This window comes from Gemmatimonadaceae bacterium, assembly GCA_035606695.1.
Lineage (GTDB): Bacteria > Gemmatimonadota > Gemmatimonadetes > Gemmatimonadales > Gemmatimonadaceae > JAQBQB01.
Map to the genome: position 1 here is coordinate 93,968 of DATNEW010000013.1, position 21,870 is coordinate 115,837.

21 protein-coding genes are annotated in these 21,870 nt (G+C 65.0%); 3 read left to right on the top strand and 18 right to left on the bottom strand.

Annotation, left to right across the window (positions count from 1 at the left end):
• Positions 1 to 90 precede the first annotated feature (90 nt).
• Positions 91 to 687: a hypothetical protein gene (locus VN706_04440; protein ID HXT14852.1), complete on the bottom strand. Its 597-nt coding sequence runs from the start codon at positions 685 to 687 to the stop codon at positions 91 to 93.
• A gap of 18 nt (positions 688 to 705) precedes the next feature.
• Between VN706_04440 and VN706_04445 the strand changes: the two genes are divergently transcribed.
• Entirely contained in the window at positions 706 to 999 is a 294-nt protein-coding gene (locus VN706_04445; GenBank protein HXT14853.1) for a hypothetical protein, read from the top strand.
• Here the strand turns inward: VN706_04445 and VN706_04450 are convergent.
• The 5 genes from VN706_04450 to VN706_04470 form a co-directional block, all read right to left on the bottom strand.
• Positions 952 to 1,278 carry a hypothetical protein gene (locus VN706_04450; protein ID HXT14854.1) on the bottom strand — a complete coding sequence of 109 codons (327 nt, stop codon included), beginning with the start codon at positions 1,276 to 1,278 and terminating at the stop codon, positions 952 to 954. The two genes, VN706_04445 and VN706_04450, sit on opposite strands and share 48 nt — an antisense overlap.
• Before the next feature lie 164 nt (positions 1,279 to 1,442).
• Positions 1,443 to 4,598: an efflux RND transporter permease subunit gene (locus VN706_04455; protein ID HXT14855.1), complete on the bottom strand. Its 3,156-nt coding sequence runs from the start codon at positions 4,596 to 4,598 to the stop codon at positions 1,443 to 1,445.
• Positions 4,595 to 5,737 carry an efflux RND transporter periplasmic adaptor subunit gene (locus VN706_04460; GenBank protein HXT14856.1) on the bottom strand — a complete coding sequence of 381 codons (1,143 nt, stop codon included), beginning with the start codon at positions 5,735 to 5,737 and terminating at the stop codon, positions 4,595 to 4,597. The genes VN706_04455 and VN706_04460 overlap by 4 nt, the downstream gene beginning before the upstream one ends.
• Positions 5,734 to 7,011 carry a TolC family protein gene (locus tag VN706_04465; protein ID HXT14857.1) on the bottom strand — a complete coding sequence of 426 codons (1,278 nt, stop codon included), beginning with the start codon at positions 7,009 to 7,011 and terminating at the stop codon, positions 5,734 to 5,736. The genes VN706_04460 and VN706_04465 overlap by 4 nt, the downstream gene beginning before the upstream one ends.
• Before the next feature lie 48 nt (positions 7,012 to 7,059).
• On the bottom strand, positions 7,060 to 7,395 hold the full coding sequence (locus VN706_04470) for a hypothetical protein (GenBank protein ID HXT14858.1): 336 nt from the start codon (positions 7,393 to 7,395) through the stop codon (positions 7,060 to 7,062).
• A gap of 154 nt (positions 7,396 to 7,549) precedes the next feature.
• On the opposite strand from VN706_04470, the gene VN706_04475 reads away from it, so the two are divergent.
• Positions 7,550 to 8,866 (top strand): amidohydrolase, encoded by a 1,317-nt coding sequence (locus VN706_04475; protein ID HXT14859.1) that lies wholly within the window; start codon positions 7,550 to 7,552, stop codon positions 8,864 to 8,866.
• Positions 8,867 to 8,917: 51 nt separating this feature from the next.
• Positions 8,918 to 11,377, top strand: a complete 2,460-nt coding sequence (locus VN706_04480) for a M1 family aminopeptidase (protein HXT14860.1) — start codon at positions 8,918 to 8,920, stop codon at positions 11,375 to 11,377.
• A gap of 15 nt (positions 11,378 to 11,392) precedes the next feature.
• Here the strand turns inward: VN706_04480 and VN706_04485 are convergent, their stop codons facing one another.
• The 12 genes from VN706_04485 to VN706_04540 form a co-directional block, all read right to left on the bottom strand.
• Entirely contained in the window at positions 11,393 to 12,277 is an 885-nt protein-coding gene (locus tag VN706_04485) for a DUF1259 domain-containing protein (GenBank protein HXT14861.1), read from the bottom strand.
• 17 nt (positions 12,278 to 12,294) lie between these two features.
• On the bottom strand, positions 12,295 to 13,365 hold the full coding sequence (locus tag VN706_04490) for a deoxyribonuclease IV (protein ID HXT14862.1): 1,071 nt from the start codon (positions 13,363 to 13,365) through the stop codon (positions 12,295 to 12,297).
• A 34-nt stretch (positions 13,366 to 13,399) separates the two neighbouring features.
• Positions 13,400 to 13,612 carry a hypothetical protein gene (locus VN706_04495; protein ID HXT14863.1) on the bottom strand — a complete coding sequence of 71 codons (213 nt, stop codon included), beginning with the start codon at positions 13,610 to 13,612 and terminating at the stop codon, positions 13,400 to 13,402.
• A gap of 61 nt (positions 13,613 to 13,673) precedes the next feature.
• Positions 13,674 to 14,861 carry a peptidoglycan DD-metalloendopeptidase family protein gene (locus VN706_04500; GenBank protein HXT14864.1) on the bottom strand — a complete coding sequence of 396 codons (1,188 nt, stop codon included), beginning with the start codon at positions 14,859 to 14,861 and terminating at the stop codon, positions 13,674 to 13,676.
• Positions 14,862 to 15,004: 143 nt separating this feature from the next.
• The gene (locus VN706_04505) at positions 15,005 to 15,856 is read right to left on the bottom strand and encodes a permease-like cell division protein FtsX (GenBank protein HXT14865.1); all 852 of its coding nucleotides are present in this window, start codon (positions 15,854 to 15,856) and stop codon (positions 15,005 to 15,007) included.
• Positions 15,853 to 16,620 (bottom strand): cell division ATP-binding protein FtsE, encoded by a 768-nt coding sequence (gene ftsE / locus VN706_04510; protein HXT14866.1) that lies wholly within the window; start codon positions 16,618 to 16,620, stop codon positions 15,853 to 15,855. Before ftsE ends, VN706_04505 begins: the two co-directional genes overlap by 4 nt.
• Before the next feature lie 87 nt (positions 16,621 to 16,707).
• Positions 16,708 to 17,844 carry an AI-2E family transporter gene (locus VN706_04515; protein ID HXT14867.1) on the bottom strand — a complete coding sequence of 379 codons (1,137 nt, stop codon included), beginning with the start codon at positions 17,842 to 17,844 and terminating at the stop codon, positions 16,708 to 16,710.
• A 27-nt stretch (positions 17,845 to 17,871) separates the two neighbouring features.
• Positions 17,872 to 19,020, bottom strand: coding sequence for an aminotransferase class I/II-fold pyridoxal phosphate-dependent enzyme (locus VN706_04520; GenBank protein HXT14868.1), 1,149 nt, complete (start codon positions 19,018 to 19,020; stop codon positions 17,872 to 17,874).
• A 9-nt stretch (positions 19,021 to 19,029) separates the two neighbouring features.
• The gene (locus VN706_04525; protein ID HXT14869.1) at positions 19,030 to 19,326 is read right to left on the bottom strand and encodes a molybdopterin dinucleotide binding domain-containing protein; all 297 of its coding nucleotides are present in this window, start codon (positions 19,324 to 19,326) and stop codon (positions 19,030 to 19,032) included.
• Positions 19,327 to 19,364: 38 nt separating this feature from the next.
• Positions 19,365 to 19,922, bottom strand: a complete 558-nt coding sequence (locus VN706_04530; GenBank protein HXT14870.1) for a hypothetical protein — start codon at positions 19,920 to 19,922, stop codon at positions 19,365 to 19,367.
• A gap of 73 nt (positions 19,923 to 19,995) precedes the next feature.
• Positions 19,996 to 20,883 carry an ATP-binding protein gene (locus tag VN706_04535; GenBank protein ID HXT14871.1) on the bottom strand — a complete coding sequence of 296 codons (888 nt, stop codon included), beginning with the start codon at positions 20,881 to 20,883 and terminating at the stop codon, positions 19,996 to 19,998.
• Entirely contained in the window at positions 20,880 to 21,857 is a 978-nt protein-coding gene (locus tag VN706_04540; protein HXT14872.1) for a carbohydrate kinase family protein, read from the bottom strand. Before VN706_04540 ends, VN706_04535 begins: the two co-directional genes overlap by 4 nt.
• Positions 21,858 to 21,870 lie beyond the last annotated feature (13 nt).

A 21,870-nucleotide genomic window follows, 5' to 3' on the forward strand; every position in this document is an offset into this window, starting at 1 on the left:
AGTGCGCCAACGATGGCTAGAAGTTGACCTCTATGCTGGAGTAGATCACATAGCCGTTGCCCGCGACCGCGTACGGCAACGACAGCCGTCTCACTCCGTGAACGCGCGGGCTGGATTTTCGACGCACGCCTTCACGGGCCGAGGCTCGCTCGGCGCGTTGGTACCGTTCCAGCACTCGCCGTAGAGCGAGCAGTAGCAGACGAACGTTTCGAGGCGATTGTTATTCAGCGCGGTGCGCCACACGCGTACGTCGGCCGAATCCGGCAGGGAGAGCAGATCCATTTCGGCGCCGACCGGAGCGACGAGGCCGCGGGCGAATGTGGTTTGCTTGTGGTCGCGCCACGTGAGCGTGATGTGCATCGAATCGGCGGCTTCCTTCCAGGAGCGCACGGGATGGCCATTCACGTGCACTTCGAACGAGCGAATGATCGCCGGACCGAGGCCCAGGTTCTGGACGATGCGCGCGTAGCCGTGTTCTCCGGAGTTTCCGAGAATCAAGTAGGGCCACACGGCGGCGTGGGCTTGATCGCGCGCGAGTTTTGTCTGATAGATCGCGGTGACCAGCGCGGCAATCGCGATCAATGACGCGGAGGCCGAGATCACGCCGGTCGTCACGCGCTCCAAACGCAGCGTTCGCAGAATGCTGCGTCGCTCGGTGGCTTCGGCTTCTTCTTCTGATGGATTCATCGGCGTAGGTTTGTGGCTGTGACCAATCCATTGGGCGACGCCGTCGATCGTGCGCGGACGCGGCGCATCATCATCATCGCGGTGATCACCGTCATCGTCGAGGGTGCGCTATTCGCGATCGCGCGGATTGCGCCGGCGCTGGCGGGGCTCATTCGGCCGGTCTATCTGGTGGTACTGGCGTGTACGGCGATCACGGGGTGGCATGCGCTGCGCCGGCGTCCCGGGCACGATCGCCGGCATTCCGACCGGCGCAATCATGCAGGGCTAGCCGCTCCGACCAACGACCCAACCGATCACCGCGCCCCCGACTGAGCCGATCACGATGAGCGGTGCGTAGGCTTTCGTGATGATGGCGTCGGACGCGCTCACGAGAAAACCGACGGCCGCGCCGATCGCCCACGGCGGAACGCCAACGGCCACGAGCTGCGGCGCGCCGATCATCGCTCCGATGAGAAACCCGATCGTCATGCGGTTGAGAAAGGCGCCGGTGAGCGCGGCGGTTTTGTCGGGGAACTGCATGGGCAGCATCGCCGCCGCCGCGAGGGCGCCGAAGACGCCGCCGCTCACGGCGCCCGCAAGAAGTCTGGACATGGCGCAATAGTACAGGCCGGTTGGGGAGCGTCAAGCCGTCGTGATCCCGAGCGGAGGCGCGGAGCGCCGAAGTCGAGGGACACCGTCCGGGCGGAGGAGTTCTCCCCGAGTGAAGGGGGTCCCTCGACTCGCTCCGCTCGCTCGGGATGACACGCGATCACTCGCTACACCTCGAGGTGATCGCCCTCGCGCGCCGAGATCAGGTACAGCACCGGCATTAAGAATACGCTAATGAGTAATCTGGAAAAAAGCCCGCCGACGATCACGAGCGCGAACGGCTTCTGCGTATCCGAGCCGACGCCGGTCGACAGCGCGGCCGTCAACAGGCCCAGCGCGGCGACGAGCGCGGTCATCATGATCGGCCGCAAGCGCAGCAGCGCGGCCGTGCGGGTCGCATCGGGAATGGTGAATCCCCCCAGTCGCAGCTCGTTCGCGTACGAGATGTAGACCACGGCGGTTTGTACCGACACACCGAAGAGCGCCAGGAAACCAATCATCGACGACACCGAGAACGGCGTGTCGGTGATCCACATCGCGACCAGGCCGCCGAGTGGCGCCGAGAGCAGCACGCCGACGACGGTGATGAGCGGAAACTTGAAGTTGTGGTACAGCACGAAGAGAATCGCGAAGATCGCGATGATCGTGAGCGGCAACACCACGTTCATCTGCGCGCGCGAGGCCGTGTACTGCTCGAACTCGCCACCCCACCGCGTCGTGTAGCCGATCGGCAGCTTCATCTGCTTCGCCACCGCCGCTTGCGCTTCAGCCACGGCGCTCGACAGATCGCGCCCTTCGACCGCGTACTGCACGCCGATGTACCGCGAGTTGTCCTGGCGGTAGATGAACGCCGCGCCGTTCGCCACCTGAATGTCGGCGACTTCGCGCAACGGTACCTCGCTGCCGTCCGGCGTCGAGATCAGGATGTTGCCGATCTCCTCCGGCGTCGCGCGATACTGCGGCTGCAATCGCACCACGAGATCGAAGGTGCGCTCGCCCTGCACGACTTCCGTCGTCGCCGCGCCGCCCACCGCGGCCTCGATCAATCCGTTGAGCGCGTCCGACGTCAGGCCGTACCGCGCCATGCGCTCTCGATTGGCGCTGATCGTCAAGCTGGGCTGCCCAAGCTCCTGCACCAGCACCACGTGATTGATGCCCGGCACTTTCTCGATGATCGCCTTGAGCTGCTTGCCCTTCTCCTCGAGCACGTTCAGGTCGGTGCCGAAGATCTTCACGTCGAGCGACGACTTGAGGCCCGTCAGCGCTTCGTCGACGGCATCTTCGGCCGGCTGCGTGTAGTTGAAGATGATGCCGGGGAAGCTCGAGAGCTTTTTCTGAATGGCGTCGATCAGGTCCTGCTTCGAGTGAAACGAGCTCCGCCACTCGCCATACGGGCGCAAGCCGACGTAAAACTCGGCGTTGAAGAAACCGGTCGGGTCGGTGCCGGCGTCGTCGCGTCCGTGCTCGGACGCGACGGTCGTCACTTCGGGAAAGCTCCGCAACACTTGCCGGATCTGCGGGACGATGGCCGACGACGCCTCGAACGAGATGGTGTACGGCATCGTCGCGCGCACCCAGATCGCGCCTTCGTCGAGATGCGGCATGAACTCGCCGCCGCGCGACATGGCGATGAACGCCGAGAACGCGAAGATGACGAGCGATGCGACGATGGTCGCGCGGCTGTGCGTCAGACACCAGTCGAGGCCTGACGCATAGCGGTCGCGAATCCACTCGAATGCGTGATTCGTCCGTTCCTTCACTCCCTTGCGCATTACCCACGCGCACAGCGCGGGGACGACGGTGAGCGTGAGAAAGAGCGCGCCAAGCAATGCGTAGATCGTCGTGTCGGCCATGGGGCGAAACAGCTTGCCCGATGGACCGGTGAGCGCGTAGATGGGCAGGAATCCGGCGACGATCACGGCGATCGCGTACACGATCGGACGATTGACCTCGGACGCCGCCTCGAAGATGACTTCGCGAACGCTGTACTCGGTCCCATGGCGGCGCGCGAGCTGTCGATAGATGTTCTCGACCATCACCACCGCGCCGTCGACCAGAATGCCGAAGTCGATCGCGCCGATCGACAGCAGGTTCGCCGGAATGTTTCGAAGGTCGAGACACATGAACGCGATCAGGAGCGACAGCGGAATCGTCACCGCGACGATCAGCCCCGACCGGATGTCGAACAGAAAGAAGATCAGCACCACGATGACGAGTGCGATGCCGCGGAACAAATTGTCGGCGACGGTATGCGTCGTGAGCGCGATCAGGTCGCTGCGGTCGTAATAGGGAACGACCTTCACGTCTTTCGGCAGCACGTGATCGTTCAGCTCGCGCGTCTTCGCCTCGACGCGCTTGAGCACCACCTGCGCCTGCTCGCCCGTGCGCATGAGGATGATGCCTTCGACCGCGTCGTTCTGATCGTTGTACCCGAACTGCCCGAGCCTCGGCGCATGTCCGATCTCGACGGTGGCGACGTCCTTCACCAGCACCGGCACGTGATTCTTCACCGCGATGACGAGATTGCCGATGTCCTCGAGCGTCACCACGCGGCCGAGACCGCGCACGTAGAAGAACTGTCCGCCCTCGGAGTAGAACCCGCCGCCGCCGTTGCTGTTGTTGGTATTCAGGGCGGACTGCATGTCGTCGATCGAGAGGCCGGCGCCGGCGAGCTTGGTGGGATCGACGAGCACTTGGTACTGCATCGTCTCGCCGCCGAGCGACGCGACGTCGGCGACGCCGGGCACGCTGCGGAATGCCTTGTCCAGCACCCAGTCCTGCAGCACGTGCAGGTCCATCGGCGAGCGATCGCTGCTCTGCACGACGTAGCGATACACGAGGCCCGAAGGCGAGAACGGGGCTTCCATGTCGCCGGACACGCCGTCCGGCAGGCTCGCACCGCCGAGTCGCTCGAAGACTTGCTCGCGCGCGAAGTAGAGATCGGTGCCTTCATCGAACGTCACACGAATGCTCGACAATCCGTACAGCGACACCGAGCGCATGACGACGAGATTCGGGAGGCCGTTCAGCTCCGTCTCGATCGGGACGGTGATCAACCGTTCGACTTCTTCCGCCGCGTGACCTTCCCACTGCGTCGTGATCTCCACCGCGGGCGGCGAGACGTCGGGATACGCGTCGACGGGCAAACGATTCAGCGAAAAAATGCCGCCGACGATGAGCGCGATGGCGACGACCGCGATGACGAGCGGTGCCTTGACCGATGCTTCGACGAGTCGCTGGATCGGACCGCGACTGCCTTCGACGACGCCGGTTGGTACAGGCTCGCGCGGCGGCCTGGGTTCGGAGGTATTCTGGCCGGTCACTGGCTCTCCGCGAACTCGAGGAAGAGCGCGCCCTCAGCCACGACCTTGTCGCCCGGCGCAATGCCGGCCGTAATCTCGTACTGGTCGCCGATGCGCGAACCGAGCGTAATCCGTCGCCGCGCGAACGAGTTGCCGGTCGCGGCAAGGAACACGTAGGGCAAGTTCTGATCGTCGCGCATGACGGACGACACGGGAATCAGAATTCCTGTCCGTTCACGCGCCGCCTTGATCTGCACGCGCACGAACATGTCGCGCCGCAGCACCTGGTTGTTGTTCGGCGCCACGACGCGCACCTGCACCGCCTTGGTATTCGGATCGGCGAGCGATGCGATGTAGTCGACACGCCCCGGAATCGGCGCGCGCCCGACATCGGTGATGACGTCGGCGACTTCGCCCGTCGAGACATCCGGCAGGTCATTCGCGTAGACGTTCGCCAGGACCCACATCGAGCTCAAATCAGCGATGGTGAAGCAGGGCGTGCTTCCAGCCTGCAGCAGCTGGCCGTCGGCGATGAGCTTCTCGACGATCGTCCCGTCGATCGGCGAACGAACGATCGCGGCGATCGACGTCGTCTTGCCGTCGCGCACGGACTGAATTTGCGACTCGTCGACGCCGAGTGCGCGCATGGCTTCGACGGCGGCTTCGACGTCGGCCTCCGCGGAGGCCAAATCAGTTTGCGCCTGCTCCAGATCCCCACGCGCGAGCGCGTCATTCTTGAACAGGGCCGAGTCGCGCTCCGCGATTCGCTTCGCGTTGCGCCACCCTGTCTGCGCCTTGCGATAGTCCGCGACGGCCGACGCGAAGTCGGGCGACGACACGTACGCGAGCGGATCGCCCTTGTGAACGACCATGCCGGTATTGCCGACGACGCGCGTCGCCGGACCCGACACCGGTGACAGCACTTGCGTCGAGCGATCGCCGTTGAACGCAACGTTGCCCGTTGCCTCGATCACCGGCCGGAACGACGTCTGCGCGACCGGCACGAGATGGATGCGTTGGCGCTGGTCTTCGGTGACGGCGATGTTGACCGGCTTCGGCGAGGCAGTATCCGCCGGCTTCGGTGCGCTCTTCGAGCACGCAGCGGCGAGCGAGAGCACGACGCTCGCGAGAGCCGCGCGGCGTGAATGAGTCATCGTCATGGAACGCGGGCTCCGGCAGTGGGGATGAGCCCGAGCGCGCGATCGAGATCGGCGCGGGCGGTATTGGCGGCGGCGAGTGCATCGGCGAGCTGCGATTCGGCCTGCAGCAATGCCTGGCGCGCGGTGAGGACTTCGAGTGCGGACGAGCCGCCGAGCGAATAGCTCGTGGCGGCGACTTGATACGCCTGGCGCGCGGCGGGCACGAGCTCGTCGCGGATGAATTCGACTTGCCGCATTGCCGTACTGGCGTTGGCGTATGCGGCGCGGACATCCTGCGTGACCTGGGCGCGCGCGTCGCGGTATGTCGCCTCGAGCTCGCGCTCGAAGTGCTGCGACTGCGCGATGTCGCCTTTCGAGTGCTGCCAATAAAACGTCGGCAGCGGAAGAGAGATTCCGGTCGTGAACAGCGCCGGAGAACCTGGCTGTACGTAGTCGCGCTGCACCGCGAACGTCAGATCGGGCAGCCAGAATTCCTTCGTCAGACTGGTCGTCGCGTGCGCGCCGAGTTGCTGTTGGCGAAGCATCTCGAGCTCGGGGCGATTTTGCAGCGCGATCTGCTCGATGCTCGCCGAGTCAGGGAGCGCGGGCGGCATGTCGAGCGAGTCGGTCGGCGCGATTGGGGCGCCGATGATGCGTCCGAGCGTCCGATTGAGCGATGCCTGTGCGTTGGCGATGTCGCGCTCGTTGGCGATCAGATCGTTCCCGGCCTGCGCGACGGCGACCTGCGCCTGGATGACGTCGAGCTTCGCGGCGGTGCCGGCGTCATACCGAATCTGCGTTCGCTTGAGGAAGTCGTTCGCCAGATCGCGTGCTTCGACGAGAATTCCGCGATGCTTGAGCCCAACGACCAGCGAGTCGTACGTCGACGAGGCTTGCAGCGCGATGGTCTGCTGTTGCAGCCGGTAATTCGATTCGCTGTTGCGAATGTCCGCCAGGCCAATCCGGTTGTTCAACCGGAACTTGTCAGGGAAGGGAATCGAGAGACCGATGCCGACTGGTCGTGCGCCGGCGCTGCCGAACGTGAATGGGCCCGCGGCCTGATCGAACGCGGCGCTGAGCGAGGGATCAGGTATCGCGGTCGCGGTGACGCGACGAGCCCGCGCTTGCGCGGTCTGCTCTCGTGCCACATCGAGCTGTGCGTTGCGAGTGAGCGCCTCGGCCACTGCTTGGCGGCGAGAGAGGCGAAGCGAATCGGTAGGAGCACTGCTACTGGCCTGCGCGAGCGCGGCGCCGCTCAACGGCGCGAGCGCACACAATCCGAACAATAGACGCATGTTGTCCCTGAAGGGTGAAACTGAGAAATGCCGATGACGGCAGAGAGCTCAGATCACCGAGGGAGGTGCGCGCGGATTGGCTTGGCGGGGGCAGGCGGAAGATGCGCCGAACGCGACGACGTCGACGACGGCGGTGGCGCGAATGGCCGCGCAAACCACGGGAACATCCGGCTTGGCGGTCGTTCCGTGAATGGAGCGCGCCTGACACGCGGGGCAGGTCGCCTCGTCGTGGACGTAGTGCGCGCGCGTGCCCGTGCCTGTCGCCTCGACATGCGACGCCATACGCGAATCGCGCCCCTCGGCGAGAGGCGCGAACGCGACAACGAGCTGCACCGACATCGCAACGAGCGCGAGGAGGCGGTGCAGCCAGTGGCGTGTGGTCAAAGGCGATCTAAGTGGCGACATGCGTCTTTAATGCTACGGATGACACTGTCAAATCGCTAGCTTGGCCAGCCGGTCATAGGTCGCGATGGTTCATTCGATGGCCGAGCACGTCCTGGAGCTTGACGCCGTCGTCTCCTAGGGCAGTGTTACTTCCATGAAGAGACACCTGTTCCCAAGCGCCGCGTGCGCGCTCGTCGTTGCCGCCGGCACCATCCCCATGGCCGGCCACGTGCACGACCCGGTCAGCGAAGTCGACGCGCAGTATCCGCGGTCCGAAGCGCTGTACCTCGATTTGCACCGGCATCCGGAGCTCTCGTTTCACGAAACGGAAACGGCGGCGAAGTTGGCCGCGGCGTTGCGCGAGGCCGGGTTCGATGTAACAACCGGCGTCGGACGCACCGGCATCGTCGGCGTGCTGAAGAATGGCGCCGGCCCAACCGTGTTGCTCCGAACGGAGCTCGATGCGCTTCCGGTCACGGAGAATACCGGTCTGCCATATGCGAGCACCGTCCGCACGAAAGACGATGCCGGGAACGACGTCGGTGTGATGCACGCCTGCGGGCACGACGCGCACATGGCCGCATGGATCGGAACGGCGCGGATCATGGCGGCGACGCGCAACCAGTGGCGGGGCACGCTCGTCGTCATCGGACAGCCGGCCGAAGAAACAGTGGCCGGCGCGCGCGCGATGATCGCCGATGGATTGCTCACACGCTTTCCGCATCCCGATTACGCCATCGCGGTTCATGACGATGCACGCTTGCCGGCGGCGTTGATCGGCTATCACGCCGGGCCAATTCTCACCAACGCCGACGCGGTGACGATCAAGATTTTCGGCCGCGGCGGTCACGGCGCGCGGCCGGACGCGACGATCGATCCGGTCGTCATCGCGGCGCGGACGGTGTTGTCGCTGCAAACGATCGTGTCGCGCGAGATCTCGCCGTTCGATCCCGCCGTCGTGACCGTCGGATCGATTCACGGCGGCACGAAGAACAACATCATTCCCGACGACGTCACCCTGCAGCTCACGGTGCGCTCGTACACCGACCCGGTGCGGAAGCATCTGCTCGCGAGCATCGAGCGCATCACCAAGGCCGAAGCGATGGCCGCGGGCGCGCCACGCGAGCCCTCGATCACGTACGGGCCGCCGACCAACGCGCTGGTGAACGACAGCGCGCTCACGCGGCGCGTGGCCGCGGCGCTCGAGAAACAGCTCGGTACCACGCGCGTGAAAGACGCGCCGCCGGAAATGGCGAGTGAAGATTTCGCGGAATTCCAGGGTGCGGGGATTCCGACGCTGATGCTCCGCGTTGGCGCGGTGGAGCAGAGCAAATACGACGCGGCCATGCGGTCGGGAGCCCAGCTGCCGTCGCTCCACTCGGCACAGTTCGCTCCGGATCGCGAGCCGACGATCAAGTCGGCGATGCTGGCCGAGCTCGTGGCGCTTCGGGAGTTGATGCCGGTGAAATAGTCGTGATGGAACCGCATAGATTGCTCGGGTCCCCTCGACCCGAGCCGATCGATGCGCCAACGGAATCTGTTCGTCGTTCTCGTGCTCGCCGCACTGACGGCTGTTCGTGCGCCCGCGCAGCTATCTGCGCAGCAGCCGTCCAATCCGAATCTGGAGCGGATGAGCAACGACACGTACACGCGGTCGCACGACTACGACCTCGTGCACCAGCGCATCAGCGTGCGCGACTTCGACTGGGATTCGCTGTCGTTCGCGGGACGGGTAGCGACGACGCTCGTCGCGCGGCGCGCCGCGATGGACTCCGTGATCCTGGACATGGGCGCGCGCCTGCGCGTGCGGACGATCACCGCATCCTCCGGCGGCGCGCTACGCGGCGATCGGCATGGCGATACGCTCGTCCTGCACCTGGCGCGCCCCGCCGCATTCGGTGATACGCTGCGCTTCACGATCGATTACGACGGGCGCATCGATAACGGGCGCGGCCTCACGTTCATCGATCGGCGCCCGACCTCGCCTCGCCAGCTCTGGAGCCAGGGCGAGGACATGGACAATCATTTCTGGTTTCCCACGTACGACTTTCCGAATGACAAGGCCACGTGGGAGCTGGACGCCACCGTGCCGCGCGGATTCATGGCTATCTCGAACGGCGCGCTGGTTGGCGATACGCCGGAGCCGAACGGTTCACATACGCTGCACTGGAGCCAATCGCGTCCGAGCGCGACGTATCTCGTCTCGTTGATCGTGGAGCCGCTGGTGAAGGTGCACGACGCGTGGCACAACGTGCCCGTCGACTACTACGTGTACCCGAAAGACAGCGCGCTGGCGTGGCGGCTCTTCCACGAGACGCCGGACATGATCGACGTCTACTCGACGCTCACCGGCATTCCGTATCCGTGGCAGAAGTACGCGCAGACGACGGTCGCCGACTTCTTCGGCGGCATGGAAAACGTGAGTGCCACGACGCTCGTCGACTGGCTGCCCGACGCGCGCGCGTACCAGGATCGCCCGTGGTATCAGTATATCCTCATACCGCACGAGCTGGCGCACCAATGGTTCGGCGACTACGTCACGACGGAGAATTGGGCGAACACGTGGCTCAATGAAGGATTCGCCGAGTTCATGCCGGGCCAGTATTGGGGTCGGAAACGCGGCGCGCATGCCGAGCAGGACTACTATGCGGATGAGTATCACCAGTTTTTGAACATCGAGCGGGCGCGGCCCATGCCGCTGGCATCGATGGGATCGAACAACATTTATCCCAAAGGCGCGCTCGTGCTCGAGATGCTCGAGCACTATCTCGGCGACGATCGGTTCTGGGCCGGCGTGCATCGCTATCTCGTCAATCATGCGTACGCCGTGGCGACGACCGACGACCTTCGCCAGGCATTTCTCGACGCGACCGGCGAAAATCTCGACTGGTTCTGGCGCGAGTGGATGTACAGCGCGGGCTATCCGGCGTTCACCGTCACGTCGAGCTATGACGCATCAGCGCACCGCGTGACGCTCGTCGCGCGGCAGACGCAGCGTGACTCGCTCCAAGCCGACAGCACCGGCATGCGCTACGTCATTCCCGAGACGTTCACGATGCCCATCGACGTCCGCGTGGGAACGGCAAGCGGCGACGTCGTGAAGCACGCCTGGATTCGCCAGCGCGAAGACACGATCGTGGTGGACAACATACGCTCCGAGCCGACCATGATCGTGTTCGACGATGGCAATCGCATGCTCAAGTCGCTGACCTTCGAGCAGCCGACGGCGCAGCTTGCGACGCAATTGCAACATGACGCCCATCTGTGGGATCGTGAGTGGGTATTGAGCGAGCTCGTGAAGCGGCCTACGGATGCCGCCGCGGCGCGTGCGGTCGCCGATGCGTTGACGAACGCGGATTATCCCTACACGCGTGCCGTCGCGGCGACCGGGATGGACGCGTTTCCGGCCGACGTCGCAATTCCCGCATTCACGCGCGCCCTCCGCGACACGTCGGCACAGGTGCGCGCCGCGGCCGCCGGCGCACTCGGCGGCATGAAGGATCCACGAGCGCTGGCGCTGGCGCGCGCCGCCTGGGATCACGACTCGAGCTACGCGGTGCGCGCGGCGGCGGTGAACGCGATCGCGCAGCTCGACCCGAGTGCGCGGCGAGATATCGCGCGCCAAGCACTCGCCACGCGCTCGTACCAGGATGTGATTCAGCAGGCCGGGCTTGGGGTCGTCGCGCGCAGCAACGATACGACGCTCATCGACGACGTCGAGCGCATCGCTGGTGAACAATCATTGCCGTCTCGCGTCATCGAGATTTTTGCGGCGCGCGGCAATCAGCACGCGATGGACTTGGTGGTGAAGAATCTCAACGACGATCGCGGATGGGTGCGCGACTGGATGCTGACCGCGCTGCGCTCCCTCGATGGGACGAGGCGGCGCTCATTCCTCGAGGGCATCCTGCCAAGGATCACCCGATCGGATTCACGAGCCGCGATACAACGCGCGCTGGCCGCGGCGCCACCGGGCTCGTGATCGATCGATGAGGCGCTAGCGCTTCGACTTCGTCTGATCGAGCGCCGCGCGCAGACCCCGTGCGAGCTTCACCGCGTCGTCATTCGCCCAGAAGTGCATGAAGTACAGCTTGGGCTCTTCGTCGATGAGATGGCTATGGAGCGCCACGGGCTGAATTCCCGCGGCCTGCAGTGCGCGGATCACGGCATTGACCTCGTTACCGCGCATGACGAAATCACCGCTGATCGCCGCCTTCCCGCCGCCGGTCGGCTGGAAATTGATCGACGTGGCGAGGCCCATTGACGACGGTATCTCCATGCCCATCTCGCTGATGGTCTCGGTGCGCGGAACGCCGACCTGGTACACCACGCCGTTCAGGCGCCCTGCAACGCCCAGCGCTCGTGCAATGCCGGCTGTGTCGAGATCCGCGGCACTCGGCGCGGCCGCCGGACCTGGAGTGCCGAGCGGCGTCGCACTTTTCGCCAACGCGGCGCGAATGGTCGCGGCGATCTTCGCGGCGTCGCCATGCGCCATGATGTGCATGTACATCACATGCGGCGACTCGCCCAGCAAGTGATTGTGCAGCGCCGATTGTTCGACGCCGCCGGCCTGCAGTGCGGACATGACGGCACCGACTTCGGATTCGAGCAACACGAGATCGCCCATGGCGATTGACTGGCCGTCACTCGCTCGTTTGAACGCGACCCAGCCGCCGAGCGCAAGCGCCGGCTTGAGCGTCACGCCGCCGACGGTCACCGTGAGATCGGAGCGCGGAAAATTGAATCGCGCCACGTCGCCGGGCTGCATGACGGCGGAACGGCCCATGGCGGACTCGACCGCGCTCCAGGCCGACTGCTGCGCGTTCGCGGTCGAACACATGAACGCGAGAAGGACGAAGAATGCCGACGTGCTGCGGTGCATGGAGTCTCCTGGAAGTATTACGCGCGGCTGACGTAGCTCCGCAGCCGCTCGAGCATCTTCGCGTCGGTCGCGGTCGGATCGGTGCCTTTCGGTGTCTCGATGATCTTAGGAACCCGCGCAAGTCGCTCGTCGTTCATGACGTTGCGAAAGCCGCGTTCGCCGATCGAGCCTTCGCCGATCAGCTCGTGGCGGTCGCGCTTCGAATTGAACGGGGTCTTCGAATCGTTCAAGTGCATGACCTTCAGGCGATCGAGGCCGAGCGTGTCGTCGAAGCGACGCATGACGTCGTCGTAGGCGTCGACGATGTCGTAGCCGGCGGAGTACGCGTGGCAGGTGTCGACGCACACGCCCATGCGCCCGCGCAATGCGCTGGGGACGCCGTCGATGAGCGCGGCGAGATCCTCGAACGTCGAGCCGATCGCCGTGCCGCTGCCCGACGTGATCTCCATGCAGAGAATCGTGTGGCCTGGCACGCGGGACAGCGCTTCCGCGATGCCGTCGGCGTTGCGGCGAATGCCACTCTCGCGGTCGTCGATATAGTTGCCCGGGTGCGACACGAGATACGTCAGCCCGAGCGCCTCGCACCGCTCGAACTCGGCCACGAAGGACTCCACGGATTGCCGCCGCAACTTCTCGTCGGGGCTCGCGAGATTGATCAAATACGAATCGTGGGCGACAGTGTCGCGCACGCGCGTGTCGCCGAGCGCAGCGCGAAACGCGCGGCATTCGTCGTCGGCGCAGATCCGCTCGGCCCAGCGATTGGCCATCTTCGTGAAGATCTGCATGGCCGAGGCGCCGATGGCGCGTGCGCGCCGCGGCGCTTCGTGGGTGCCTCCGGCAATCGAGACATGCGCGCCGAGCAGCACGTCGTCGTCCCACGCCGGCGCGACCCAGTTCGGATCGTTGGCGCTGTCCGTCTTGGGATTGAACGCCGGCTTCTTCATCTGCTTCTTCGCCGCGGGGTGCAGCTTGACCGCGGACGATTTTTTTGCCGCCGATTTTCTTGCGGGCGTCTTTTTCACCGCCGCTTTTCTTGCGGGCGCTTTCTTCGCGGGCGTCTTCTTGGCGCTTCGCTTTTTCGCGGCCACAGATTTTTTCTTGGCGCCGCGCGCGCCGGCCTTCTTAGTCGAACTCCGACGACTTGCCATGGAATGATTTCCCGCAGCGCGGGCAGTGGAGGGGGCCGTCTTCCTTCAGCGCATAGCTGAAGTCACGCCCGCAGCTGCACTCGGCTTCGAGTGTGTCGTGGCCGCAGCCGATGCAGTATTGGTCGTCTGCGTCGTATTGGCGAAAGCGTCCGCAGACGGTGCAGCGCTTGGTGACCTGCGTGGGCATTGCTGAAAGATACGACGCACTCTCCCGCACCGCCCACCGCCCACCGCCCATCGCCCATCGCTCAGCGCTGATCCCTCAACCACGTCGCCGGGTCCACCGACTCCGGCCGGCCGTCGCGGCCCGCATGACGAATCTCGAAATGGAGGTGTGCCGGCAGCTCGGGATCCGAAACCCCGACGTAGCCAAGCGTCTGCCCCTTCGCGATCGTCTGCTGCTCCCGGACCTCGGCGCGTGACAGCGAGCCGTAGATCGAGTAGTCGCCGCCGCCGTGATCGACGATCACCGTGAGCCCGTAGGTTCCAAGCGGCTTGACGCTCACGACCTTGCCCGCGGCGACGGAATGTACGGGCGCGTCCGCGTTCGCCTTGATGCCGACGCCGTTCCAGCGAATCGTCGTGTTGCTCGCCGTCTGGGCCTTGCCGAACGTGTAGAGCAGTTGGCCTTCGACGGGCCAATCCAGCTTGCCGTAATCGTTGGTCTTGATGGTGCTGGCGCTGCGCGGAGCGCTCGGCCGCGCGCTTTCGGTGCGCCGGCGCTCGGCGTCGATGCTGGCGATGGTATTCGTCAACTGCGCCTCGGTGGCCTTGAGGCGAGCGAGACGATCCTGGACTTGCTTCGCCTGCTGCCGCGTGCGCGAGAGGTTGCCTTCGCGCTCGCGCTCGAGGCCGCGCAGGCGCTCCTCTTCCTTGGCCTTGTCGCTGCGATTCTCCTCGAGCGCATTCTGCAAGACGACCAGCCGGTCGTGGTCTCGCTGGACTTCATCGCGCAACTCTTGCACGCGTCCGACGAGCGCCCGGTCGTGCAGGGCCAGCGTATGCAGATACTTATAACGCGCCACCAGCTCGCCGAACGAGCGCGCCGACAGCAGCGCCTCGGTGGAGTGCATCGGTCCGCGCTTATAGATGTCGACGAGCCGGCGGTGCAGGGCGGTACGCTTGGCGGCGAGCTCACCTTCGGCTTCAGCCACCTTCGACGTCGCGATCTCGACGTCCGCGCTGATGCTCGCGAGCTGCGCGTCCAGCGTCTTCACGATGCGCGCCGTGGCGTCCGCGCGCTGGTCGAGGTTGGAGACTTCCTCGTTCAGATCGTGAACGGAATTCGCCAGCTCGCTCGCGCGGCGTTCGAGATCCTCGCGCTCGCGGCGGATGCGCTCCAGCGTGTCGCGCTGCGCGCGAATGCGCGTGGCGGGATCCTGGGCGTGCAAGGCCAACGGCGTCGCGAAGAGGGCAACGACGAAGGCGATCGTCATCCCGAGCGAAGGCGCGTAGCGCCGGAGTCGAGGGACCCCCTTCTCAGCGGACCGCTGCCTATGACTCCTCCGTCGGGCCGGGGGTCCCTCGACTCGCTCCGCTGGCTCGGGATGACAACACGCTGCGCTGGTCACGCGTCGCGTCATACCCGCCGCAGATGGCGGCCGACGGACACCGCGCTGCCGAGCAGTCCCATCAGCGCGCCGAAGAGAATGCCAAGCGTGGCCAGGCGCTGATCGAAGAACGCCGTCTGGAAATGGAGGTATTGCTCGAGCACGCGCATCGCGAAGTACGTGAGCACGAGCGCCATCGTGCCGCCCAGAATGCCCGTGATCGACCCTTCGATGAGGAACGGCCGGCGAATGAACCCGTCGGTCGCTCCGACGAGCCGCATGATCGAGATCTCGCGGCTGCGCGACAGGACGGCCATGCGAATCGTCGCGCCGATGATGATCACGGCGACGGCCGCGAAGGCGAGACCGAGCGCCATGCCGGCGATGCCCGCGATGTTCCGGATGCGGTAGAGCTGCGTGATCCACTCTTCGCCGAACCGGATGTCATCAACAAACTCATATGAGCGAATTCTATCAGCCACCTTGCGGACGGTCGCCGGATCGCGAAAGCCCGGCTTGAGCTTCACGTCGAGCGAGGCGGGCAGAAACTCGCCCTCGAACACGTCCTTGAATTCGCCGAGCTCCTTGCGGGCGCGCTCGAGCGCCTGGTCCTGCGTGACGATCTCGACCTTCGCGACTTCGGGATAGCGTGCGATCGAATCCGACACGAGTGTGATCCGCTCGACCGGCGTACCGTCGGCGACGAAGGCGCGAATCTCGACGCGCTCCTCCACCTGGCGCAGCGCGTTGCGGATGTTGAGCGCGACGAGGCCGAACAGGCCGAACGCGAAGAGCGAGAAGGCGATCGTCGTGACGCTGAGCGCGCTCAACAGCGGCGCGCGACGAAAGGCGGTGAGTGCCGTCTTGAACGAGTGCATCATTTGCCTCCGGCCGTCGCGGCGGGCACGCCCGACGCGGGCGTCACGCCCGGAATCGCCGGTACGACGGCTTCGGCCGAATCAAACACGATCGCGCCATGGTTGAGCTCGATGCACCGGAAATCCGAGCTGCGGACGAGCTCCAGATTGTGCGTCGCCATCAGCACGGCGGTGCCTGAGGAGTTGATCTCGCGCAGCAGCTGGAAGATGCCGCGCGTCGCACGCTCGTCCAGATTGCCCGTCGGCTCGTCGGCGATGAGCACGAATGGATCGTTCACCAGCGCGCGCGCGAACGCGACGCGCTGCTGCTCCCCGCCTGACAGCTCCTTGGGGAACGCGGTCGCTTTCGAAGCGAGCCCAACCTGCGTCAGTACGCGGGCGACTTTGTCCGGGATTTTCGATCGCGGCGCGCCGGTCACCTCGAGCGCGAAGGCGACGTTCTGCTCCGCCGTGCGATCCTCGAGCAACCGGAAATCCTGAAACACGATGCCAAGGCGCCGCCGCAGCTGCGCGACTTCGCGGCGCTTGATCTCCGTCGAGGAGTAGCCGCTGATGCGTACTTCGCCGGCCGTCGGACGCTCATCCATGTAGATGAGCTTGAGGATCGTGCTCTTGCCGGCGCCGCTCGGGCCCGTCAAAAAGACGAACTCGCCCTTGTTGACGCGAAAGCTGACGTCGCGCAGCGCGGGCGCTCCGCCGGCGGCGCGCGGATAGGTGTGCGTGACTTTGTCGAAGCGAATCACTGGAACGTTGAGCTCGGGGAACATCGCGAGTGCCGCCGTCGCGGCAGCTGTCTCACCTGTTCTCTGGACGGCTCAACGCGTTACAGAGTCACTGCCTACACTCGCGAACACTCAATTCTGCGGCGAAGCGAGCACGACGTCCGCCCCGCTCTCGCCCCAGTTCCAGCCCGGCTGCGACGTGATCGTATCGAGAATCGCTTTCAGCAGCCCGATCAACATGGGGCCAAGCAGGATGCCGACGAGGCCGAACGTGTAGACGCCCGTGATGAGCGCCACGAGCATCCAGTAGAAATTCAGCACCTTCGACCGTTCAGCGGCGATCTTCGGCCGCAGGAACGTCGAGATGTACACCGTATTGACGAAGAAGCCGATCACCACCATCGCGATGCCGCGCCCGGGCGAGTCGGCGAAGATCGCGAGCCACGCCGCGACCGGCAGGTACACGCTCCACGAGCCGACGATCGGGAAGAACCCGATGATGAACGACAATATGGCCAGCACGCCGGCGAGCGGAACGCCGAAGATCAGGCACATCACCAGGATGATCACCGACTTCACGGTCTGCGTGAGGAACGTCGAGTAGATCGCGCCGTACAACACGCCGCGCAGATTGTTCTCGAGCGCCGTCGAGAGCTCGCCGTACCGCGGCGGAATTCGCTGCCGCAGATAGTCACCGATCTCCTCGGCGTCGCCCATCACGTAGTAGACGGTGAAGACGAAGATCGTCGCGGCGATCGAGATGCTCACGATCGCCGACCGCAGCGAGCCCAGGATGTTGGTGCCGTAGTTGGACGCGACGATGACGTAATGCTTGACCGCCGCGCCCGTGTTGGCGTTCTGAAGAAACGGCAGCCGATGGAGCGACGCGTCGATCTTGGTCGCGATCTCGTCCTGGTGCGTGTCGATGTAGCCCGCGACGTCCGCGATCTCTTCGTAGCTATACGCGGTGAGCGCCGCGATGGGAACGATCAGCATGAGCAGCGTGATCGTCGCGGACACGACCTTGTTGGGAATTCGTCGCAGCAGCCGGCCGTAGATGGGCCGCATGTACATCGCGACGATGATCCCGAGGATCGCGGCGATGATGACGGTCTTCACCATCCACAGGAAGAGCACGACGATGATCACGAACAGGATCGTCGTGACCATCATCCGGCGAAGCTCGGGCAGCGTGAGCTCGGCCAGCGTGGGTGCGGTGCGGCGTTCGACCCGTCGGCGCTCGGGCGCGACGGACAATGGTTCGGCCATAAGGGCCCGTGAAGGGCGCGAGGAGGACTAGGTCAGAGCTTGTTCGATGTCTCCGATCAGGTCGTTTGCACTTTCGATGCCTATGCTCAGCCGTAGAAATCCGTCTGGAATGCCCGCCGCGGCCCGTCCTTCCGGCGTCAGATGCGCATGCGACGTGAACCTGGGCTCCGAAACAATTGAATCGACTCCGCCCAGGCTCGGCGCGTGTCGAATGAGCTGGAGCTTGTTCAGGAATCGTTCGGCTGCCTTGGCGCCGCCTTCGAGCTCGATCGCCAGCATGCCGCCGAAGCCGTCCATGAGCTCGCGCGCGACCGCGTGATCGGGATGCGACGGCAATCCTGAATAGTGCACGCGCCGAATGTCCGTCCGATCGCTGCACCACACGGCCACGCGCATGGCGTTCTCGTTCTGACGGCGGACGCGCACGTCGAGGGTCTTGAGGCCTCGCTCGAGCAGCCACGCGGCGAAGGGATCGGGCGCCTGGCCCCACAGCATCATCTTGCCCTTCACTTCGTCGCAGTATGACGCGGTGCCGCACACGACGCCGGCGAGAATGTCGTGGTGGCCATTGAGATATTTCGTGGCCGAGTGAATGACGACGTCCGCGCCATGTTCGAGCGGCCGCAGGTTGATCGGACTGGCGAACGTCGAGTCGACGACGAGCGCGATCCCCGCGTCCTTCGTGATGTAGCTGACCGGCCGCAGATCGAGCACGCGGCACGTGGGGTTCACCGGTGTCTCGAGGAAGATCGCGCGCGTCTGCTTCCGCAGATGATTGCGCCAGACGCGCGTCTCCGTCGGATCGACCAGCGAAACGTCGATGCCGAGCGCGGCGAACTCGCGGCTCAAGAGCGCGCTGACGCCGCCGTAAATCCACGCGCTCGCGATGATGTGATCGCCGGGGCGGAGCAGCGCGAGCAGCGCGCACGCGGCGGCGCCCATGCCGCTGCCAAGAAGCACCGCGGCCTCGCTGCCCTCGAGCGCGGCGATGCGCGCCTGCACGACTTCGGCGTTGGGATTGTTGCCGTAGCGCGGATAGCGCAGCCCTTCGCCGCTGCCGATTTCCTGAACGAAGTTGACGGATTGATACAACGGCGCGACGACCGGCGTGTCCGCGGCGTGTTCGTCGATGCCGCCGTGAATCGCGATCGTGGCGCGGTCGAGTGGAGTGGTCATGAGGGTCCGTTAGGCGAGTGCGGTGCCGCGTCGTCCACGCGTGTCGAGATCGGGTTTGACCACACGAACGGTTTCCGACGGCGCGACGCCGACGATGTCTCGCACGATGACGTCGCCCAGGCGCACGTCGCCCGTAATGCGAACGACGGCGAGCTCGCCGCGGCGCGGACCGTACACCCACGCGAGCTCGCCGTCGTCGAGGAGGCGTGCGCGGGCGTCGCGCTCGTTCATCATCACCACGGGGCCGCGGTCGTCGTCGCCTTTCCGCGTGGCGATGAACGATGCGATGCGCAGCGGACGGTTCAACAGTTCACTGTCCAATGCTCGACCCCGCGCTGGAGAGGCTATCCCCGCAGATTTCCGACGACGACATACTGTCCGTCGGCCTTCATCATCACTCGCCGCCGGCAGAGCGATTCGAGCGCCTCTTCGGCGATCGCGATGCCTTCGTCCATGCGCAAGGCGATTTCCATCGCGTCGGCGCGACCCAGTTCGTACGCGGCTTCCCACGCGCGGCGTTCGTCATCGCGCAGGACGCCCATGAGGCGCACGCGACCGTCATCCTCGACCGCGGCCGCGAGATCGTGGCGCTCGAGCACCGCCTCGATCGCGTCGCAGTGATCCTCCGTGACGCCGCGGAACAGGAAGTACGCGTCGCACGGCGGATCGTCCGACAGGTAGCGCATCAAGAGCTTCGCCACGACTTCGTCGGCGCACGAGAAGTCGATCATCGACACGCGCGAAAAATCGATCACGGTCAGCGCGCGCTCGGACGAGTCGCTCAGCAGCAGCTCGATCTGATTGCGCACTGCGGCGCCCGTCGGGCGCGTGACGAGATTCGAGTACAGATCGCAGGCGAGCGTCTGCCGCAGCACGCTGCTGACGTCGATGTGATTCAACACCGGCTCACGCTCGCCACGTCATTGTTCCTTGCTGCGGCGCTTCGCACCTTGCCTCGGAATTCTTCATCCATAGTCACGCCCCGGAAACGCCTTCTGGAATGATGACCTGCACCTGGCTGCCTTGGAAAGGCGGCAACTGCTCGGCGAGCGGTACATCGTCGTCCCAACTCGGGACGATCGAGATACGTGCCGTGCCGCTTCGGACCGACAATTTTCCGTTCCAACGTCCAACGTAGTTGCGTGCGCCCGCGAGCCCTTGTCCGCGGCCGCGGTCGCGAAACCGGCTGACGCCGCGAATCACCGCCTCTTCGAGCGCCGCGGCGTCGTCCCACCGCGAGCTCGGCATGTGTCCCGGCGTAGTCTCGAGCGATTTACGGAAGCCGAGCCCGGCGTCGCACACCGCAATCACGACGACGCGCCGCCCGAGACGCTTCGTCCATCGATAGCTCTGCACCGCCACCCAACCGCCCTGTCCGGCGTGCTCGATGATGTTCTGGCAGACCTCGGACAATGTCATCGCGAAGCCGATGATCGCCTTCGATTCGAGCTTGAGCTCGTTCTTGATGATCTTCTGCGCGCGCTCCTGCACGCGGCCGACGACGTCGTGCACGTCGTCGCTCTTGGTGATCGGCGTGATGTCGAGGAGCGAGTTCGACTCACCGCTGTCGCGCCGCTTTGGGTAGCTGCCATGCAGATCGTACAACGACTCGGCGTGCTGGAAAAACGCGGCGCGCGCCCAGTACGACGCGGTCTCTTCCAGTTCCGGCACGGCCAGCGCGGGACGTTCGGTGCGCGTCTGCGCGAGCGTCAACAGCGCGGTGAGACCATACGGCGACGACCAGCGCGCATGCCGCGCGTCCACGAGAATCTTGGTGTCGGCCGGAAGAGGAGCCACCTGCTCCAGCACCTGTTCGAAGGAGTGGTCGTCGAGCGAGGGCGGAACGGTGATGACGTGAGTCACGTGAGGCTGATCTTTCCTCTGAGATGGTTCGCGAGGCCCGTGGCACCCCGGTGCCCGACGTTGCGCGCCGCGGCGCGATGCGCGGCGAGGATGGCGGCGTTCAAGTTATCACCGGCGAGCAGCCTGGAGAAATAGGTTGCACCCCAGACATCTCCACATCCTGTCGGGTCGCCGTGATTTGTGATGTGTTCCGCCGGAATGAGAGAGGTTTTGATGGGCGTATGGGCGTACGGGCGTGTGGGCGTATGGGCGTGACGGAGATCAGAGATCGAATCAAAATCAGACGGCGCGAAATAGACGGCGCCCTTCTTTCCGAGCGTCACGACCAGGGACTTCACGCCTTCGTGCAACGCGGTCGCGGCCAGCGCCATCGGATCGGGCGCGAGCATCGACATCTCGTCCTCGTTCACCTGGAGAAAATCGAACGAGGCACACCACTCGCGCACGTTCGGAATGGGGCGCAGCGTTCGCAATCCATCCGGCTGCACGGCCCACGCGAGCATGTGCAGGTCGCAGTAGATCGGTCCGCGAAAGTGTTGTCTGATCAGCTGCACCGTCTCGAGATCGAGCTCCCATCCGCTCAGGAAATTGACATAGAGCGCGTCGAGACGCGCGCTCTCGAGGACGGGTTTGAGACCGAGCCACGTCCATCCGGGCACGCCGCCCGAGAGAATCTCGCTGCGGCGCTCGTCGTCGTAGTAGCGCAGCTCGACGCGATTGTTCGGATACGGCACGGCGATGAGCGCCGCGTCGTCGGCGATGTGCTCGAGCGATTGGGTGAAGCGCGTCGCGCGATCGGCGAGATCGTCGCCCACCTTGATGATCGGCACGATCGACCAATCGTCGGCCAGCGCGGCATCGAGACCGCCGAGCGCGTAGGTGATGCCGCCCCACTCCTCGATTTTCGTGTTGTGCGGCGGACGGCCGTAGATCACGTCCCACACGATCGAACCGATGACGCCGACGCGCTTCATGACCGAGGATGAC

What these genes read in the sequence shown, in the direction of transcription:
- VN706_04440 (HXT14852.1), bottom strand. Translation starts at nt 687, where the DNA reads ATGAATCCATCAGAAGAAGAAGCCGAAGCCACCGAGCGACGCAGCATT.
- VN706_04450 (HXT14854.1), bottom strand. Translation starts at nt 1,278, where the DNA reads ATGTCCAGACTTCTTGCGGGCGCCGTGAGCGGCGGCGTCTTCGGCGCC.
- VN706_04460 (HXT14856.1), bottom strand. Translation starts at nt 5,737, where the DNA reads ATGACGATGACTCATTCACGCCGCGCGGCTCTCGCGAGCGTCGTGCTC.
- VN706_04465 (HXT14857.1), bottom strand. Translation starts at nt 7,011, where the DNA reads ATGCGTCTATTGTTCGGATTGTGTGCGCTCGCGCCGTTGAGCGGCGCC.
- VN706_04475 (HXT14859.1), top strand. Translation starts at nt 7,550, where the DNA reads ATGAAGAGACACCTGTTCCCAAGCGCCGCGTGCGCGCTCGTCGTTGCC.
- VN706_04480 (HXT14860.1), top strand. Translation starts at nt 8,918, where the DNA reads ATGCGCCAACGGAATCTGTTCGTCGTTCTCGTGCTCGCCGCACTGACG.
- VN706_04485 (HXT14861.1), bottom strand. Translation starts at nt 12,277, where the DNA reads ATGCACCGCAGCACGTCGGCATTCTTCGTCCTTCTCGCGTTCATGTGT.
- VN706_04495 (HXT14863.1), bottom strand. Translation starts at nt 13,612, where the DNA reads ATGCCCACGCAGGTCACCAAGCGCTGCACCGTCTGCGGACGCTTTCGC.
- VN706_04500 (HXT14864.1), bottom strand. Translation starts at nt 14,861, where the DNA reads ATGACGATCGCCTTCGTCGTTGCCCTCTTCGCGACGCCGTTGGCCTTG.
- VN706_04505 (HXT14865.1), bottom strand. Translation starts at nt 15,856, where the DNA reads ATGATGCACTCGTTCAAGACGGCACTCACCGCCTTTCGTCGCGCGCCG.
- ftsE (HXT14866.1), bottom strand. Translation starts at nt 16,620, where the DNA reads ATGTTCCCCGAGCTCAACGTTCCAGTGATTCGCTTCGACAAAGTCACG.
- VN706_04515 (HXT14867.1), bottom strand. Translation starts at nt 17,844, where the DNA reads ATGGCCGAACCATTGTCCGTCGCGCCCGAGCGCCGACGGGTCGAACGC.
- VN706_04520 (HXT14868.1), bottom strand. Translation starts at nt 19,020, where the DNA reads ATGACCACTCCACTCGACCGCGCCACGATCGCGATTCACGGCGGCATC.
- VN706_04540 (HXT14872.1), bottom strand. Translation starts at nt 21,857, where the DNA reads ATGAAGCGCGTCGGCGTCATCGGTTCGATCGTGTGGGACGTGATCTAC.